The 16,020-nt window shown below is 44.8% G+C and carries 14 protein-coding genes and 1 pseudogene; 7 read left to right on the top strand and 8 right to left on the bottom strand.

The window, feature by feature from the left end; genetic code table 11:
- Positions 1-508 precede the first annotated feature (508 nt).
- From QUA10_RS06315 to QUA10_RS06295, 5 genes are all read left to right on the top strand, one after another.
- Positions 509-1,660, top strand: coding sequence for a glycosyltransferase family 4 protein (locus QUA10_RS06315; RefSeq protein ID WP_333081920.1), 1,152 nt, complete (start codon positions 509-511; stop codon positions 1,658-1,660).
- 444 nt (positions 1,661-2,104) lie between these two features.
- Complete coding sequence (locus QUA10_RS06310) at positions 2,105-3,226, top strand: glycosyltransferase family 4 protein (protein ID WP_333081918.1); 1,122 nt, start codon at positions 2,105-2,107, stop codon at positions 3,224-3,226.
- 105 nt (positions 3,227-3,331) lie between these two features.
- Entirely contained in the window at positions 3,332-4,702 is a 1,371-nt protein-coding gene (locus tag QUA10_RS06305; protein WP_333081917.1) for an O-antigen ligase domain-containing protein, read from the top strand.
- A 444-nt stretch (positions 4,703-5,146) separates the two neighbouring features.
- Positions 5,147-5,941: a WecB/TagA/CpsF family glycosyltransferase gene (locus tag QUA10_RS06300; RefSeq protein ID WP_333081916.1), complete on the top strand. Its 795-nt coding sequence runs from the start codon at positions 5,147-5,149 to the stop codon at positions 5,939-5,941.
- Between the two features lie 194 nt (positions 5,942-6,135).
- Complete coding sequence (locus QUA10_RS06295) at positions 6,136-6,579, top strand: DUF4079 domain-containing protein (RefSeq protein WP_333081914.1); 444 nt, start codon at positions 6,136-6,138, stop codon at positions 6,577-6,579.
- Between the two features lie 79 nt (positions 6,580-6,658).
- On the opposite strand, the gene QUA10_RS06290 is transcribed toward QUA10_RS06295, so the two are convergent.
- Entirely contained in the window at positions 6,659-7,567 is a 909-nt protein-coding gene (locus tag QUA10_RS06290) for an alpha/beta hydrolase (RefSeq protein ID WP_333081913.1), read from the bottom strand.
- Positions 7,568-7,938: 371 nt separating this feature from the next.
- Positions 7,939-8,784 (bottom strand): bifunctional 2-polyprenyl-6-hydroxyphenol methylase/3-demethylubiquinol 3-O-methyltransferase UbiG, encoded by an 846-nt coding sequence (gene ubiG, locus QUA10_RS06285; RefSeq protein ID WP_333081912.1) that lies wholly within the window; start codon positions 8,782-8,784, stop codon positions 7,939-7,941.
- Positions 8,785-9,012: 228 nt separating this feature from the next.
- On the opposite strand from ubiG, the gene QUA10_RS06280 reads away from it, so the two are divergent.
- Positions 9,013-9,744 carry a TIGR04283 family arsenosugar biosynthesis glycosyltransferase gene (locus QUA10_RS06280; RefSeq protein ID WP_333081911.1) on the top strand — a complete coding sequence of 244 codons (732 nt, stop codon included), beginning with the start codon at positions 9,013-9,015 and terminating at the stop codon, positions 9,742-9,744.
- 13 nt (positions 9,745-9,757) lie between these two features.
- Here QUA10_RS06280 and QUA10_RS06275 read toward each other — a convergent pair whose 3' ends face one another.
- From QUA10_RS06275 to QUA10_RS06260, 4 genes are all read right to left on the bottom strand, one after another.
- Positions 9,758-10,810 carry an acyltransferase gene (locus QUA10_RS06275; RefSeq protein WP_333081910.1) on the bottom strand — a complete coding sequence of 351 codons (1,053 nt, stop codon included), beginning with the start codon at positions 10,808-10,810 and terminating at the stop codon, positions 9,758-9,760.
- A gap of 238 nt (positions 10,811-11,048) precedes the next feature.
- Entirely contained in the window at positions 11,049-11,735 is a 687-nt protein-coding gene (locus tag QUA10_RS06270; protein ID WP_333081909.1) for a DivIVA domain-containing protein, read from the bottom strand.
- Positions 11,618-12,196 carry a pantetheine-phosphate adenylyltransferase gene (gene coaD / locus QUA10_RS06265; RefSeq protein ID WP_333081908.1) on the bottom strand — a complete coding sequence of 193 codons (579 nt, stop codon included), beginning with the start codon at positions 12,194-12,196 and terminating at the stop codon, positions 11,618-11,620. The genes QUA10_RS06270 and coaD overlap by 118 nt, the downstream gene beginning before the upstream one ends.
- A 174-nt stretch (positions 12,197-12,370) precedes the next feature.
- The gene (locus QUA10_RS06260) at positions 12,371-13,198 is read right to left on the bottom strand and encodes a M15 family metallopeptidase (protein WP_333081907.1); all 828 of its coding nucleotides are present in this window, start codon (positions 13,196-13,198) and stop codon (positions 12,371-12,373) included.
- 55 nt (positions 13,199-13,253) lie between these two features.
- Here QUA10_RS06260 and QUA10_RS06255 point away from each other — a divergent pair, with 55 nt between their 5' ends.
- Positions 13,254-13,388 (top strand): hypothetical protein, encoded by a 135-nt coding sequence (locus QUA10_RS06255; RefSeq protein WP_333081906.1) that lies wholly within the window; start codon positions 13,254-13,256, stop codon positions 13,386-13,388.
- Positions 13,389-13,423: 35 nt separating this feature from the next.
- Here QUA10_RS06255 and QUA10_RS06250 read toward each other — a convergent pair.
- Together QUA10_RS06250 and QUA10_RS06245 are read right to left on the bottom strand one after the other, a co-directional pair.
- Positions 13,424-13,640: pseudogene (locus QUA10_RS06250) on the bottom strand (helix-turn-helix domain-containing protein).
- A gap of 183 nt (positions 13,641-13,823) precedes the next feature.
- Positions 13,824-16,016, bottom strand: coding sequence for a pentapeptide repeat-containing protein (locus QUA10_RS06245; protein WP_333081905.1), 2,193 nt, complete (start codon positions 16,014-16,016; stop codon positions 13,824-13,826).
- Positions 16,017-16,020: the final 4 nt, after the last annotated feature.

The following is a 16,020-nucleotide window of genomic DNA, read 5'->3' as shown; positions in this document are numbered from 1 at the left end:
GTCATTAAATAATCACATCGGTGCGATTTGGTATTTTATCCATCACTACAATTTATCATTACTTGTTTAGGACTACCGCATATTGTTGTTAATGCTACCTTTATCCCCCACATTAAAAGTTTGCTGATATTCGGTTTCCCGTACATCTCTATCTGGTTGATCGTAAATGATGTTATCTTTAACAGAGGGTGTTGTCTAGCTTGGTGTTTGTCGCGAACAAAGCTCCTATTTGATGAGGAATCTATCTTCAGGAGGAACTTTCGCTGACCTGAAAATTATCCCTCTAGGAACTGTTTCGCGATCAAATCAATCTTTATCATCAATGCAATGACAGTGATATTTTGGCAGATAGATGTTGGGGTGTTGCGAACAGTCGATCAGTTGGATTCTATGTAAACACCAGGAAAGCGGTAATTAATATTCACCCGCCCCTCTTTCCTTTTGGGCTCTAATATCAGCGCTGCTAGCAGCGCCGAGAGCGAGTTAAAGTCGTCAGCGGGACTTAAAAATGAAAATCACCTTTGTTCTTCCTACTCTGTCTCTGACTGGTGGAATACGAGTAATATCTATTTTCGCAGAACTTTTGAGAAAGCGAGGACACTCCGTGTTCGTCATCTCTGTACCCAGTCCCCAGCCGAGTATGCGCGAGCAAGTCAAGTCGCTGCTGCGGGGAGGGGGTTGGATTTCCCCACCTGAAAATGAACCCTCATTTTTCGATAACTTAGGTGTAGAACACAAAATTACCGATCGCTACCGCCCCGTAGAAGACAAAGATGTACCTGACGCTGACGTAGTAGTTGCCACCTGGTGGGAAACCGCCGAGTGGGTAGCCAAACTCTCTCCTACCAAAGGAGCAAAAGCTTATTTTATCCAGCACCACGAAATTTTTGACTATCTACCTCAAGGAAGAGTAGAAGCAACTTGGATGCTGCCCATGCACAAAATTACGATCTCTGAGTGGTTAGTTGAGCTAGCTCGGACTAAATATGGCGATGACCAAGTTTCCTTAGCTCCTCCTAGCGTGGACACCAAACAATTTTACGCCTGTCCTCGCAACAAACAATCGGTTCCTACAGTGGGTCTAATGTACTCTACAATCTACTGGAAAGGAACCGACATCGCCCTCAAAGCTTTTTCCATAGCAGCAGAAAAGATCCCCAACTTGCGTCTGGTTGCCTTCGGTGTAGATGCCCCATCCTCGGAATTGCCCCTACCGGCCAATGCCGAGTATGTAATTCAACCCGACCAAGACAAAATCAAAGACTATTACAGCAAATGCGATGCTTGGCTGCTGGCGAGCCGCTCAGAAGGCTTCGGCTTGCCAATTATCGAAGCGATGGCGTGCCGCACTCCCGTCATCAGTACCCCAGCAGGCGCTGCTCCTGAAATTTTGAGCGGCGGTACTGGCATACTTGTAAGACCAGAAGATCCCCAAGAAATGGCAAAAGCCATAGAGTCTATCTGTCAGTTGCCAAATTCCAAGTGGCAAGCCATGTCTGAAGCCGCCTATGCCAAGGTGAACAATTATACTTGGGAAGATGCCACGGATCATTTTGAAGCGGCATTGAAAGTTGCTGTAGACAAATCTAAAAACCGCGAGGTTAACATAGATTGCTTTTCTCCCTACTATGCGGACAAAAAAATTCTGGTTGGATGCTAAGTGCCGCGCTGCCATTTGAAATTCGGCGCTACGGGCGTTTTCGGCGCCGGATTCTGGGGAGAAACTCAATATCGTTTGGTGGGGTGCTTCTGCTACAAATAAAATCGCCTGTGTCCTGTTTCCTACGCAGCAGTCTCGACACGAATTATGACCGCAGCGACGACGGAATACTGGCTATAAATTGATCTGCCAAAATCTGAACTAGAGGGCAACGGAGGTTTTAAGGCTGGCTCCGTTACCGGTTAAACTTGTCTTGTCATCAAACATCTCCCGATTTGTAATTGGGAAAAGTCCCTGACGACAAAGTTAAGATCGGCTCGACTATCGAGTTACGATCCCTCCTGCAGAGATCCGCACCCCCCACAAAAGCCAAACAGAGGCTGGTAAGTGCGAACTTTTTGTTATGGGGGAGTTTTAACCAGTATCAATCTTCAGCATATACTCATGAAAATTACTTTTGTCCTTCCTACCCTTGGTCTTGCAGGTGGCATGAGAGTTTTATCTATCTACACAAAACTTCTTCAAAAGCGAGGACACAAAATACTGATCGTCTCTACGCCCCCGCGGCAACCGACTTGGCTCCAACAATTGCGATCGCTGCTCAGAGGTAGGGGTTGGGAGTCCGCTCCAAAGAAAGAACCCTCTCACTTTGACAAGGTGGATGTCGAAAGCCGAGTTCTCGAAACCTACCGTCCAATTACCGACCTGGACGTACCTGATGCGGATATTATCATGGCTACTTGGTGGGAAACTGCCGAGTGGGTGGCAAAACTCTCTCCGAGCAAAGGAGCGAAAGTATATTTTCTCCAACACTATGAGGCTTTTGACTACGTACCAAAAGGTCGAGTAGAGGCAACTTGGCGGCTGCCGATGCACAAAATCGCTGTGGCACAGTGGCTGGCCGACATAGCTCGGAATGAATACGGCGATGTGTCTGTATCTCTCGTCCCTCCTACGGTGGACACCAAACAGTTTTACGACCCCCAGTCGCGAGCGAAGCAGCCGCGAGGGAAGCAATTAGTTCCCACAGTCGGGATGTACTATACTACAACTCCTTGGAAAGGCTGCGCTCTTGCCCTGAAAGCTTTCTCTATAGCTGCTAAAAAAATTCCTAACCTTCGTTTAGTTGCCTTTGGTTCCGGCGATACTCCTCCTCCCAATTTGCTGCCGAAGGGTACTGAGTATAATAAGAAACCGACTCAAGACGAACTAAAAGAATTTTACAGCAAATGCGATGCTTGGCTGTTTGCCAGCAGCTCCGAAGGCTTCGGCTTGCCAATTATCGAAGCTATGGCTTGTGGCACTCCAGTCATCGGCACTCCTGCTGGTGCGGCTCCGGAACTACTTGCTGGCGGGGGTGGCATACTTGTCAAGCCAGAAGACCCAGAGGATATGGCAAAAGCGATCGAGCAGATTTGTCAGTTGCCTGATGCCGAATGGCGCGCAATGTCCGAGGCAGCTTTGGAGACGGTAATAAATTATACTTGGGAGGATGCAACTAATCTCTTCGAGGCGGCACTGTACACTGCTTTGGAACGTCAGGCACAATTAACGAACAAGATGTAAAATCGAGGTTGATTTAAAAGATTGGGGTGGGGCGATCGTTTAATCGAGAATTTTTATCGGGCAATTCGAGTTTTATTTCTACAATTTTACTGCCAAAAAAGACCTATGGTTGCATTAATCCCACTGGCTATGTTCGGCTTTATTCCAGTCGTTTGTTACCTGTTTGTCAGGTTTCCGGCTCAGCGGGCGGTAATTATAAGTTTTGTAGCAGCGTGGCTTTTTTTACCGCAAGCTTCTTATCCCATCCCCTCATTGCCACCGTATACCAAAATCTCTGCAGCTTGCTACGGGATTTTGCTGGGGACTCTTATCTACGATACTGCGCGCCTCACCTCTTTTAAGCCCGGTTGGCTGGACGTGCCAATGGTAATTTACTGTTTGTGTCCAATTATTTCACAAGTTAGTAATGGCGGCAGCCCGATTTCTCCGACTATCAACCAAATCGTTACTTGGGGTCTGCCTTATTTTTTAGGACGCTTGTATGTGGGTAGTTTAGACGGGCTGCGACAATTGGCGATCGGCATTTTTGCAGGTGGGTTAGCCTACATTCCTTTTACTTTAATTGAAGGGGTTAGGGGCCCAATTCTGCACCAAATGATTTACGGCGTCAATGCCTTTGAGGACTGGGGTCAAGCAAGGCGTATGGGGGGGTGGAGACCAGTGGTGTTTATGCAGCACGGTTTGATGGTGGGCCTGTGGATGATGACAGCCGCCTTAATTGCTGTTTGGCTGTGGCAAACTGGGACGCTCAAAAAGTTTATGGGCCGTAACATCAAGACTTTAGCAATTATATTAACTATCGCTTTTTTCCTGTGCCGTTCTACTGGCGCCTACAGTTTATTTGGAATGGCGTTGATCGTATTATTCTCTGCCAAGTTTTTTCGCACCTCTTTGCCCTTGCTCTTGATAATTGGATATATAGTGTTTTATCTGTACATAGCTGCATCGGGTCAATTTTCGAGCCAAGACGTGATTGCATTCATTAATCAAATATTTGGCGAAGAACGAGCCGCCTCTTTGAAGTTTAGATTTGACAATGAAGAGATATTGGGGGAAAAGGCGCGGCAAAGATTTATGTTTGGCTGGGGAGATTCCGGCGGAAACCGCGTGTATAACGAGTACGGTGAGGATATCTCGGTCACCGACAGCTTATGGATTATTGCATTTGGCATCAACGGTGCAGTCGGTTTAGTTAGTTTATTTTCTTCAATGTTACTTCCTGTTATCGTCTTTTGTTTGTTCAAATATCCCGCCAGAACCTGGTCTAATCCCAAAGTAGCCCCTGCTGCCACCCTGGGAGTAGCCTTAAGTATGTACGTGTTTGACTGTGTTTTGAATGCTATGACTAACCCGATTTTTGCGCTGATTGCTGGAGGGATATCGGGTCTCGTCTTAAAAGCTCCAGAAAGTCTTAAGGCCAAGAAAACCAGTTCGACACCAAGAAGACAAACGCTGGTTCACCAAAAATCAGGATGATTTTCCTGAAGGCGATCGCTGCTTCACTGCAAGCTTGACACTAGCTTGCCTTCCCTGGAGACAAAAACTAAAAAATCTACCACTTTTGGATGAAATCCAGTTCGGAAGTTGCCAGATATTTTTCACTAGGTTAAACTCTTAATCTCATAAACTATTTTTTTTACATTCATATGCAATGCTTCAACAAGTATTAGCACTGGATGGCTTTTTACTTGAAACTGTGTTGCGACTTATAAACTTAAAAATTGGCTTTATACACTTTTTCTAAAACGAGCTGATTCTTTACATAATCTTTAAAAATCCTCACTAGACAGGCAGGGTGTAGGAGGATATACTGAGAAAAGTATGTTCACTGAATCACCCAGGTAGTTAAAACACGAAACTGAATTGTGGGTTATAATAGTTTGGGTTGTAGTTTAATATAAAGCGGGAAGGGCATCATAAATGAAAACAGTTAATTTATTGAATGTCTCGATAGATAACTTGTCAATCACAGAGTTATTTGAAAAACTCGACTGCGAAGGTGGTGTCGTATTTACACCCAATGTAGACCACTTGATTAAGTTGCAGTATGACCGCGACTTCTATGAAGCTTACAATACATCTACTTATAGAGTCTGCGACAGTCAAATATTGATGTATGCCTCCAAGTTTTTGGGTACTCCTCTCAAAGAAAAGATTTCTGGTTCTGATTTGTTCCCTGCATTTTATATGTATCACAAAGATAACGAGAAAATTAAAATATTTTTGCTAGGAGCGGCTGAAGGTATTGCTAAGAAAGCCCAGGAAAAAATTAACCAAAAAATTGGTAGAGAAATAGTGGTTGAAGCACTTTCTCCTTCTTTTGGCTTTGAAAAAAATGAGGAAGAATGTGAAACAATAATTGACGCGATCAATAAATCAGGAGCGACTGTTCTCGCTATAGGAGTGGGAGCGCCCAAGCAAGAGAAGTGGCTGGTTAAATACAGGAGCAAATTAACACACGTCAAAATTTTCTTAGCCGTAGGTGCAACCATTGATTTTGAAGCTGGTTGCAAAGCCAGAGCTCCCAAATGGATGAGCGAAGTCGGCATAGAATGGGCGTACCGACTGTTAAGTGAACCGAGAAGGTTGTGGAAAAGATATTTGATTGAAGGTCTGCCTTTTTTCCGGTTAATCTTAGAACAAAAATTAGGGTTTTATAAAATGCCTTTCATGGAGAGCAAAACCAGCCAGCTAGAATGGAAAGGTGGCTCCTAAAAAGGTGAGCGACCAATCTCTAGCATAAATTAAGCTGAGTATCGGAGAAAGTGGGTTTGAGTTTAAGGTAAGACTGATGCAATCTGTGGATAGTCTGAGCGCACTTTCTCTCAAAATAATTCATTTTTGCTTTCAAGTCCAGGTAAAATCGGAAAGAAACCTTTTGTGGAAAATCCTAATTAGGGATGCAACCGATGAATCTGCCTTCTTTCTTGTGGTTGTGGAAAATAGCGGCTTGGTCAATGGGTGTTTCCCTGTTGGCTTACTTGTTACTGGCCGTTACTGGAACGTGGATGTTTGCCGCTAGAAGTACCAAACAACCGCGCCCAAAATGGTTGCGTCCCTTTCATTTAGCCACTGGTGCGGGGATGGCGACTTTGGTAATTTTACTGCTGGGAATTGGTGTAATCGGTACGCTAGGATACTATGGTAATTTGGGTCACTCGGCTCATTTACCGGCGGGGTTAGCTGTTGTAGCTTTGGTGTTGGTTTCTGTTGGCAGCGGGCTGCAAATTGGTCCTAAACATCCTTGGGCGCGTCCCCTCCACATCGGCACTAATTTAGCCTTGTTTGGGGGATTTGTGACTGTGTTGCTCACAGGATGGACGATCGTACAAAAGTATTTGCCGAAAGTTTGAAACCTGTCTATTTGACCTCAAACTATACCAAATATCCAAGGGAAAACATATATAAGGTGCGCTGCAACGCACCTTAGGTTTAATTTTTTTGCGTGAGTCCACTTTTTGTGATGAATTCTAAAATATGTTGCGCGGTAATCTGTGGCTTTTCTAAGTGGGGAACGTGCCCGCAGTCGGGTATCCAAATTAGTTGAGAATTTGCGATCGCCCTTGCAAACTTTTCCGCATCCGCCGTCCCCAAAATCCGGTCTTGTTTTCCCCACAAAATCAGCGTCTGCTGCTGAATTTGCGATAATTTTTCCCCAAAACCACCGTAACCGCCGCTTTTGGTAAACGCAATTAAAGCTTGATTCCAGTTGGGCATTTCCAAGTGCAAAGCAGCACAAGTTTGAGCGTCTTGAGAAGCCAAATTTTTATCGAAATAAGCATTGACGCTAATTCGCTGGCGAATTTTGGGATTGCGTAAAAATGAAGTTGCCAGATACCCTAAAGGAGGAATTAAAAACTTTCCCTTATTAGAACTGATGGCAAAACCTGCGCTATCTATTAACACTAATTGTTTTACAGCTTCGGGATAATTGAGAGTGAAATCAATTGCTGCTGCACCTCCCATTGAAGCACCGACTAAGATTACAGGCTGCGAAATTAGCGTTTTCCAAAAATAGTAAAGGTGACTTTCAATTGCCCTCGCGCTGAAGGCCAAACCTGGCGATCTTTCTGTAAACCCGAAACCCAACAAATCAACCGCCCAAGTTTCATTTTCGGCAGCTAGCAGCGGCAACAGGCGGCGGAATTCAAACAAGGAACTGTCGAAGCCGTGAATTAGCAAAATTGGTGTGTTGCCACTCCCCTGGCGCACATAGGTTGTGGCAATTGGTCCAGAAGATAGGGGAGTTGTAATTGCTGCTTGTTGAATGCTTTGGGCTAAGGCAATTGAGGTAGATTCTGTAAGTTGTGCGATCGATTTTGGCAGAAAACTTGCTGGCATAATTCTTGATAAATTGTGAATCGGTAGGGGCGATGCCACTCTGTCCGCCCTAACATTTAAGTATATATGCTTGCTCGATCGCTATTTGAGGAGTTGGGGCGAGTCATTAAAATTCGATCCATACTCACTATCCCTCAGCCCAGGCTTAGGTTTGTCGTGCGATCGCCAATATAGCAATTCTCAATTGCCCGCAATATAGTAAGGATACGGCGCCGTGCCTACGGAATATGCGTATTGCACTCAACAGGATAAGGTGTACCGCTGCGTGCATACCCTAAAAAATGCAATAGAGGCGGGGTTTAGCCGGATTTGTCGATCGCAAAAACCAGTCTAAAACCCGCCCCTAATGACAAGAGTCACTAATTAACCGACTAATTCTTCGCCCCTACGCCCACATACATAATCGACGTATCCTCATTAATTTTGATTTTAAACAACCCAGACTTTTTGTAATCAAAATAGTTAGCGATATTAGAGATTAGCACTTGAGAAACTTGTTGGAAACTTTCCTCCGAAGGAAATAGCTGCTTTCCACTTGTAAGATTCCCCCAAAAACCGTGCATCTGGGCTAAAATAGCGCCCATTTCTCCAAACATATCAAAACCTTTAATTTCAATCTTGCCGAAACCCGTATCGCGCATTACCACAGACAGCTCATCCGGGGTAATAAATTTTTCCCAATCGTGAACGCCCCGCCTAATCTCCTGCAAAATATTTTCCATCAGCCCAATCATCACAACTTGCGAGGAAAAAGTTCGGTTGATTGTATCAAAAAAGAACAGTCCCCCAGGCTTAAGAATCCTGTGAACCTCAGACACAACTTTTTTGTAATCGGCCACGTGTTCCAAAACATCCACGCAGATTACAACATCAAAGGTATTGTCTTCGTAGGGCATATTTTCGGCAAAACCTTGCTTGTAGTCAATCTCATAACCGCTAGTAACTGCGTGATTTTGAGCCGCTACAATACATTTTTGCGATCGATCTATTCCAGAAACAATAGCACCTCTCTCGGCCATAAACTCGCAAGAAAAGCCGCCGCCACACCCGACATCTAAGGTTTTCAGCCCTTGCCAAGTAGTCGCGTGTCTGTCGAAAAACTCAAATCTGGGTTTATTTAGATGGTATAAGGCATAAATTTTAGCATTTTCGTCCCACCAATTATCGGCATTTTCCTCATAAAATTCTAAATCATTTTTTACTTCTGTTTTCTGCACGATTTTCTCTGTCCTGATTAGTGGAAAATATAGATGGCGATTGCACTTTTGCGTGATTTTATAGGAATGACGCCAAAAAAACCAATTTCTGTAGAAAATCGGATGTTTCGTGACGAGTTCACAGGCAGACACGGGTTTTTGAATCTGTGCGCGTAAGTTTTATTTTCTCGTGAGTTGTGAATCGCCACAGTTGTTTATTATAATATCTTTGGCATAAATTTCAACCAGATGGATCGCGTTTCTATTATCATCCCAGCCCTCAACGAAGCGACTTGTCTCGAACGCACCCTCCGCCAACTCAGCATTCTTAATCCTCCCGCTTGGGAAGTGTTGGTGGTAGACGGTCGCAGTCAAGACGAAACAGCGGCGATCGCACTTTCTGCAGGCATCCGCGTTATTTCTAGCAGTATAGCCGGACGATCCCTGCAAATGAACTTAGGTGCTCAAGTCGCAACCGGTGAAATTCTGTGCTTTCTCCACGCCGATACTTTAGTTCCCAACGACATTGTAGGAGTCATACAGAAAACATTGTCCGATGCCGAAATTGCCGGCGGCGGGTTTATCTCCCTGATGGCTGGTTCGCAGCAAACAAGATGGGGTTTTTCTCTTCACAATTACCTGAAAACTTATTACGCGCCCCTGTTATTTCGACCTCATTTATTTTTTAAAGGATTGCGCCTGCTGTTTGGCGACCAAGTTATTTTTTGCCGCCGTACCGATTTTTGGGAATGCGCTGGTTTCGATGCCACGCTGCCAATTATGGAGGAAGCGGATTTGTGTTTGAAGTTAGTGCGACGGGGGAGACTTAAGTTAGTCAATCGGGTAGTGGAAAGTAGCGACCGTCGAGTTGCAGCTTGGGGCGAATTTAAAGCTATTGCGATCTATCTTTCGATTGGTTTTTTGTGGGGTTTTGGCGTTTCCCCAAGGGATCTCAAGCAGTTTTATGAAGACATCCGCTGAACACAAAATTCGCTTAAATTCCAAGAATGTATTGGCTGTATTTGGGCGGCAAAACTTTCTGCAACAGGTAGATAATCGCCCAACAACCTAACAAAGTTCCCGTAACTAAAAAGCCGAGCTTCAGCAGCGGATTTACCGGGTCAATAAACTTATAAAACACTAACAAGACATATTTCACTACTGTCGAATCCAGCAGATATATAGGGAATGAGTAAGCAGCCAATATTTTGACTAACCCAGACACTCTACTGGGAAGTGTAATATTCTTAGAAAATGCGAGGATCGACAATACGAAGAAAATTGCGTATCCTTGAGCAGATAGTTTAAAAAACGATCGGAGAAACCATGCGTCCGAATTAACTCTACTTTTTAGGTAAAATTCCCAAATGCTAGCTAGATAAAAAAGGATGGTTGCCCCTAAAATTGGCATTTTCATCCGTTCGAGAACGGGTTGAATTCTGTCATAGGAGCTGCCCAAAAATAGACCAGTTGAAAATGGCAAAATCCAACTGAAAATCCAGCGCTCCATCAAAGGTAGAGGTATTGATATGTATTGGAAAGCGCTTAAGTAGAAGAATATTGTAAAAATTGTTTGAATTGTTAAGCCCAAAGCCAAAACTTTTCTGGGTTCTAAAACTCTGAATTTCACTAGCAGCCACCACCAGCCATAGCATTGAACAATCACAACGATGAAGTAATAGGGAGGCATCACTGAACCCGTCAAGATATCTCTGAGTAATGAAAGGAAATCAAATTTTTGGATTTCTCCCAAATTATTTAAGATGTACAAAGCTACTGACCAAAACAGATAAGGGGGTATAATTTTTGACAGTCTTTTTTTGACTACCAGTGCGGGATTATTTTGATTTTCTAGTTTGTTGCTGAGAAAAAAACCGCTCAACAGTAAAAATGCAGGTACGCAAAATAGTTGTAATGTATCGATCGCCACAAATAAAATTCTGCGATCGCGAAATGTAAAGAACCCAGCATGAGTAATCACCACACTGACAATTGCTAAAGCTCGGATCAAATCAAATTCAGCGAACCGATTAGAAACTTTTTGCATGGTAAAAATTAGATTGTAAAAATTGGAACCCAATTACGAATTTTTTGTCTGATGAGTTTTCACCAAACTCTAGCATAAAATTTTATATTTGCTCCTATCTTCACAAAACTTATGTCGGCAAAAATAAGTCACCGACTGCTGGGACTGAGGAATAAAGACTATAGAGACTATTGCGAAAAAAAATCTACCTAAATTAGGTAGACTTTTAGAAATGTTCAAGCAATGAGTTCACTGTTGGCTAACCGTTGCTGTGATGGATGTGCGACGCAGAAACACTATCCAACTGATCGCGCCCGTTGCGGATCACGCGCAGCATATCGCTCAACTTGTGCTCGATATTATCGAGAACTTGGTCGGCATAATCATCGGCTCCGTTTTGAATTTCCTCGCATTCGGCCATCGCCCTGACTCTCATCTCTTCCAATTCCTCTTGAGCCTGGTAGCGAATTTGTTCGACTTCCGCCAGCGTGGCCTGCTGAATTGCCTCGCAGTCGAGCAAAACTTGTTGTCGCAACTGATCTGCCTCTATCTTCGCCTGCTGGAGCAAGCCCATATCGTTTAAAATTTCTGCTGCTCGCTGTTCTGCTGCTTCTATCACTTCCTGAGCGTAAAGTTCCGCCTCTTGAAGCAAGTCGTCCTTGTGCCGGATGATCGTCTCGGCTTCCTGAAAGGCGATCGGCAAATTTAGCCTCACCAAGTCTAACTGATCAAGCAACTGTTCTTCATCCACCAGAGTGCGTCTGGTCATGGGAATTCGCGGACTGTCGAGAACAATTTCCTCAAGCCTGTTCAATTCCCGCTGGATGTCTACTCCTGCGGTTCGGGTGGGGTCTCCGAAGGTGGCTGTGTTCTGAGGTGATTCGTTCTCAGTGCCGCGTCCGGTAGTGTCGGGTTCGATGCGAGTTGGTTCCTGCTGGCGTAACATTTGTAAATATCTAGGGCGACGTGTTTCGGAACAAGATGATCTACGGAGCCACCAAACTTGGCTATTTCTTTAACTACACTACTACTTAAAAAGCTGTACTCGTTAGAAGTTGCCAAAAAAACTGTTTCAATTTCACCCAGAAGGGTTTTATTGGTGTGGGCCATCTGGAGTTCCATTTCAAAATCTGTTAATACCCGGAGCCCCCGCAGCAGCACTTTGGCTTGTCGAATCTTAGCATAGTTTACTGTCAAACCCTCAAAACTGTCTACTTCTACATTTGGCAAGTGTTGGGTAGAGCGCTGGATTTGCTCGATCCGTTCCTCTACGGTGAAGAGAGGGGTTTTGCTGGGGTTTCTGACTACGGTAACAATTACCCGATCGAATAGTTTAGATCCCCGCTCGATAATGTCTGCGTGACCGAAGGTAATGGGGTCAAAGCTGCCTGGATAGATTGCAATCACGAGTTTGGCTCAACGGAGTGGGGGGGAGTGGGGGAGTGGAGGAGTGGAGGAGTGGAAGAGTGAGGAGAGTGGGGCAGTGGGAGAGTGGGAGAGTGGCAAAGCCGGAGATGTGGAAAATCTTCCTTCTTCCTTCTTCCTTCTTCCTTCTTCCTTCTTCCTTCTTCCTTCTTGCCTCTACTTTTTCATCGAATGAGCTTTGTAGAAAGTTTCGAGGCTTTGCTTGTCGCCCACAAACCGCCAATGCCAAGGCTCGTAGCTGACGCCTTGGCGATTGTTTTTCGGGAAGGACATTTCAAAGCTGAAAGCGACGGCGTTGGCTTCTAACCACTTGAATGCTTCGGTATTTTCAAAACTGGGACTGAGGTTGTGTTCCGGGGCGGTGCCGTCGCCGATGTCGATCGCATAACCGGTGTGGTGTTCGCTGTAACCTGGTGGGGCGCTGACTTCGGCTCGCTTGCTGGCGTTTTGCCTGCGTTCGGCTTTCACGTCAAAAAATACGTGCTGTTGGTCTTGCAGGGAGCGAAAGCCGGATATGGGAGCGAAATAGATGCCTGATGCGGCTGCGGCGTTGACCATTTCCTGATATTTTGCTGCTGCTGAGGTGCGGAGTTTGACGCTACCGTCGGAGGTGACGCTTACCAAGTCTTTTGCTGGTGCTTCTGGGTACGGCAAGTGTCCCAGCAGGTTTTCTGGGATTGCGGGGACTTTGGGGGTGGTAGCTGGACTCGCGACAGACGGAGACGCGGAACTGGTGGGCGCTGAGTCTTGTTGAGTTTGCTCTGCCTGACTGGTGGCTGGGAACAAGTTAAAGTTGAGGTGCAGCCAGATGCTGACCCCAAAGGCTAAGGCGGCCAACCCTAGCAGTTTCCAAATCAGCCCTTTTTTCTTAGACTGACTCTGCCGTGCTTCTGGGTATGGGTGGTCTCGCACTGCTTCTGGAATTTCGTCGGCGACAAGCTCCGAGGCTTGCGGGGGTTTTCTTGACAGACTAGCGTTATCCAAGCCAGCTCCACTCCTGCACTTCAATAAGGCTCAACGTTACAAATTGTAGACCGATATGGGCGATCGAACAGCTACAATTGCCGCTGAGAATATATCATCTCTTTCAGACTTCGCCCTGTCCCATCCGCCAACTCTCGCATCTGTTGCTTGGGCCCACAGTCGATCGTCCCTGCGAGGTCGAACTGGTTAGCGCTGGTAGCGCTGGTTTATTTTAAGTGTAATTTGTTACTGTTCCACAAAATCTAACAATTCTTCAGATCGACACATCAAACGTCCGGGCCAATTTTAGCAGAGCACCGATGTCAGCCATTGCCATACCGGGCGATCGGGCATAATTTTTCAGCGTGCTGTAGTGAACGCCCGATCAACGAGTGGCAATTTCTGTCCGAGTCCAACCGTTCTCGGCAGCCAACTCTCGAATCCCCAACCTCACCAATCCCATGCTTGAAAAAGGGCAAGTATTGTGAATTTAAGTAATTAGATATTAAAGGGCGATCGTCCCCCGGTCTCTGAAACTGAAGAGCAATCACTTTTTTAGACAACCTCTCATTATATTTATTTTCTGGTGAAAGAGTGTATTCACGCTTTTTGAGTAGAGTTTGTTTAGCAAACCCCTTAACTAATTTTATTCGTGAGTAGATCCATCTGGCATAATTGCACCAGTCAGTTTAACATTTCCCAAGTTTGCTCCTCCTATTTTTGCACCCGTTAAGTTAGCGCCAGATAAGTCTGCATAGTCTAATCTTGCTGCACGGATGTCTGCTGAAATTAGGTCAGCACCACCCAGCTTTGCACCGTATAAATCAGCTTGCCGCAAGTCAGCTTCAGTTAAGTCTGCTGTGGTTAAATCAGCCTGAGACAATCTTGCATCGTTCAAGTTAACTTGTCTTAAATTAGATCTGCTCAAATTTGTGCCCTCTAGGTTTGCTCCCTGAAGTTTTGCCCCATTCAAATTAACATCTCTCAAATTGGAACTCGTCAATTGTGCAGAAATGAAATTAACACCTTGTAAATTGGCTCCCATCAAGTTAACACTGCTCAACTCCCTACCAGTTAGATCGACATTTGGCAGCGATACATAAGGAGCAATTAAGTAAGCGCCCGCTTTCACGGGATCAAAATCAGTAGGAAATAAAGTTGCTTCATTGTAAATCGCTCCTTGAAGTTGAACTCCCTTGAGATTTGCTCGATCAAGGTTGGCTTCTAAAAGGTTAGAATTACTCAGATTGGCATTTGTCAAATCAGCATTTTTTAGGTCTACTTTCCTCAAGTATAGCCCGCTCAAGTTAGCTTCATCCAGGTTTGCAGTTGTGAATTTTGGTCGTGTGTGATGTTGGCTAACATGAGATCCGCTGAGGTTTGCACCGTTCAAATCGGCTTCACTAAAATTTGCATTTTCTAGTTTTGCTCCTCTTAAACTCGCCTTGCTCAATTTTGCTTTTTCTAGTTTAGCTGATTGTAAATTTGCCTGAGCGAGGTTGGCATTAATTAAATTAGCCTGATGCAGATTGGCACTGGATAAATTAGCCTGAGAAAAGTTGGCATTTACCAAGTTAGCTTGATGCAGATTGGCACTGGATAAATTAGCCTGAGAAAGGTTGGCTTTGACTAAGTTTGCCTGATGCAGATTGGTGCTGGATAAATTTGTATTGGAGAGATTAGTCATTGATAAATTAGCCTGACTAAAATTTGTGCCATCAAAACGTGCATCCCTCATATCTGCTCCCTTCAAAATTGCCCCACTAAGATTTACAGCCTGCCAAGTTGTGCCAATCAAATTAGCTTTACTCAGATTAGCATTACTCAAATTAACACCAGAATTTAGACGCTTTCCGCTCAAATCAGCACCAGCTAAATTAATTCCAGTAAAATCTCTTTCTCCCTGAGTGCAACGCTCCCAAAAATCCTCAACACTAACAACAGGTTCCCGACATTCCTCAGACTCATCCTCCACATCCTCCTCACTGCTCTCCTCTAAAGCAATATCTTCAGCATCCACGGCTAATCCTTCCAAATAATCCGCTCGATCCAGGTAATCCGAACTTGCTACAAACCGCCTTTCTATCTCCTCCTCGTTTAATACTTCGCTGCTGTCAAATCGCTCAATCAATCCCTTGACAATTTGGCAGTCATTCGTGCGGATTCCCACTTCTTTTTCTGCACTTGGGTCGCTGTTAGTCAGAAAATTGTGACTTCCCAACATGGCAAAACTAGAATCACAGACTAAAAAGTTTTCGTGAGTTCCCAATAAATAGAGACAAAATTGATCGGGATATTCGCTTGCTAATTCTTGCAAATCTGCCAAAGCATTGTAGCGCCATCCCTTGCCGAGATTTTGCCTGTCTCCCAGATAACCCCAGCCAATATTTATCAAACATCCTCGGTTCAAACACTGTCTAAATTTTTGCAGCAATTCATCATTAATGCTGTTACAATTGAGCCAAGGGCAAACAATAATCAGCCGCTCTTGAGCTAGTGATAGCGCTTCTATCAAGATAGCGCGACTGTTGGGACGATCGCATACTAACTGATACTGAAAGTCTGACTTTGGCTTTTCTGTCTCGGTGTCAAGCTCGATGGGCGGCTCAGAAATGACAGACATCTCGCCATTTCCCAAATCACACGGCTGTTGCAGGGACGCAATTTCAGCAGTCAAACTTTCTAGCATTTGCGGCTCCGGGCGATCGTTAAATCGCTGTTCCTGTGCCTCTAACTGCCTCTTAAGTTTGGCTAGATATTTTTTCAGAATAACTTGATCTTCTTCAAGCTGCAATACTCTCGTGGCTATTGATACTAAATCTAGTTCGGTTTCTGACATAGTG

The sequence above is a fragment of the Microcoleus sp. Pol8_D6 genome, from assembly GCF_036700965.1.
GTDB lineage: Bacteria > Cyanobacteriota > Cyanobacteriia > Cyanobacteriales > Microcoleaceae > Microcoleus.
Note: the sequence above shows the minus strand (reverse complement) of the source record. Positions and strands in the feature narration are given on the sequence as shown.

Coding starts and splice junctions, on each gene's coding strand:
- QUA10_RS06315 (WP_333081920.1), top strand. CDS start 509: ATGAAAATCACCTTTGTTCTTCCTACTCTGTCTCTGACTGGTGGAATA.
- QUA10_RS06310 (WP_333081918.1), top strand. CDS start 2,105: ATGAAAATTACTTTTGTCCTTCCTACCCTTGGTCTTGCAGGTGGCATG.
- QUA10_RS06305 (WP_333081917.1), top strand. CDS start 3,332: ATGGTTGCATTAATCCCACTGGCTATGTTCGGCTTTATTCCAGTCGTT.
- QUA10_RS06300 (WP_333081916.1), top strand. CDS start 5,147: ATGAAAACAGTTAATTTATTGAATGTCTCGATAGATAACTTGTCAATC.
- QUA10_RS06295 (WP_333081914.1), top strand. CDS start 6,136: ATGAATCTGCCTTCTTTCTTGTGGTTGTGGAAAATAGCGGCTTGGTCA.
- QUA10_RS06290 (WP_333081913.1), bottom strand. CDS start 7,567: ATGCCAGCAAGTTTTCTGCCAAAATCGATCGCACAACTTACAGAATCT.
- QUA10_RS06280 (WP_333081911.1), top strand. CDS start 9,013: ATGGATCGCGTTTCTATTATCATCCCAGCCCTCAACGAAGCGACTTGT.
- QUA10_RS06275 (WP_333081910.1), bottom strand. CDS start 10,810: ATGCAAAAAGTTTCTAATCGGTTCGCTGAATTTGATTTGATCCGAGCT.
- QUA10_RS06270 (WP_333081909.1), bottom strand. CDS start 11,735: ATGTTACGCCAGCAGGAACCAACTCGCATCGAACCCGACACTACCGGA.
- QUA10_RS06255 (WP_333081906.1), top strand. CDS start 13,254: ATGGGCGATCGAACAGCTACAATTGCCGCTGAGAATATATCATCTCTT.
- QUA10_RS06245 (WP_333081905.1), bottom strand. CDS start 16,016: ATGTCAGAAACCGAACTAGATTTAGTATCAATAGCCACGAGAGTATTG.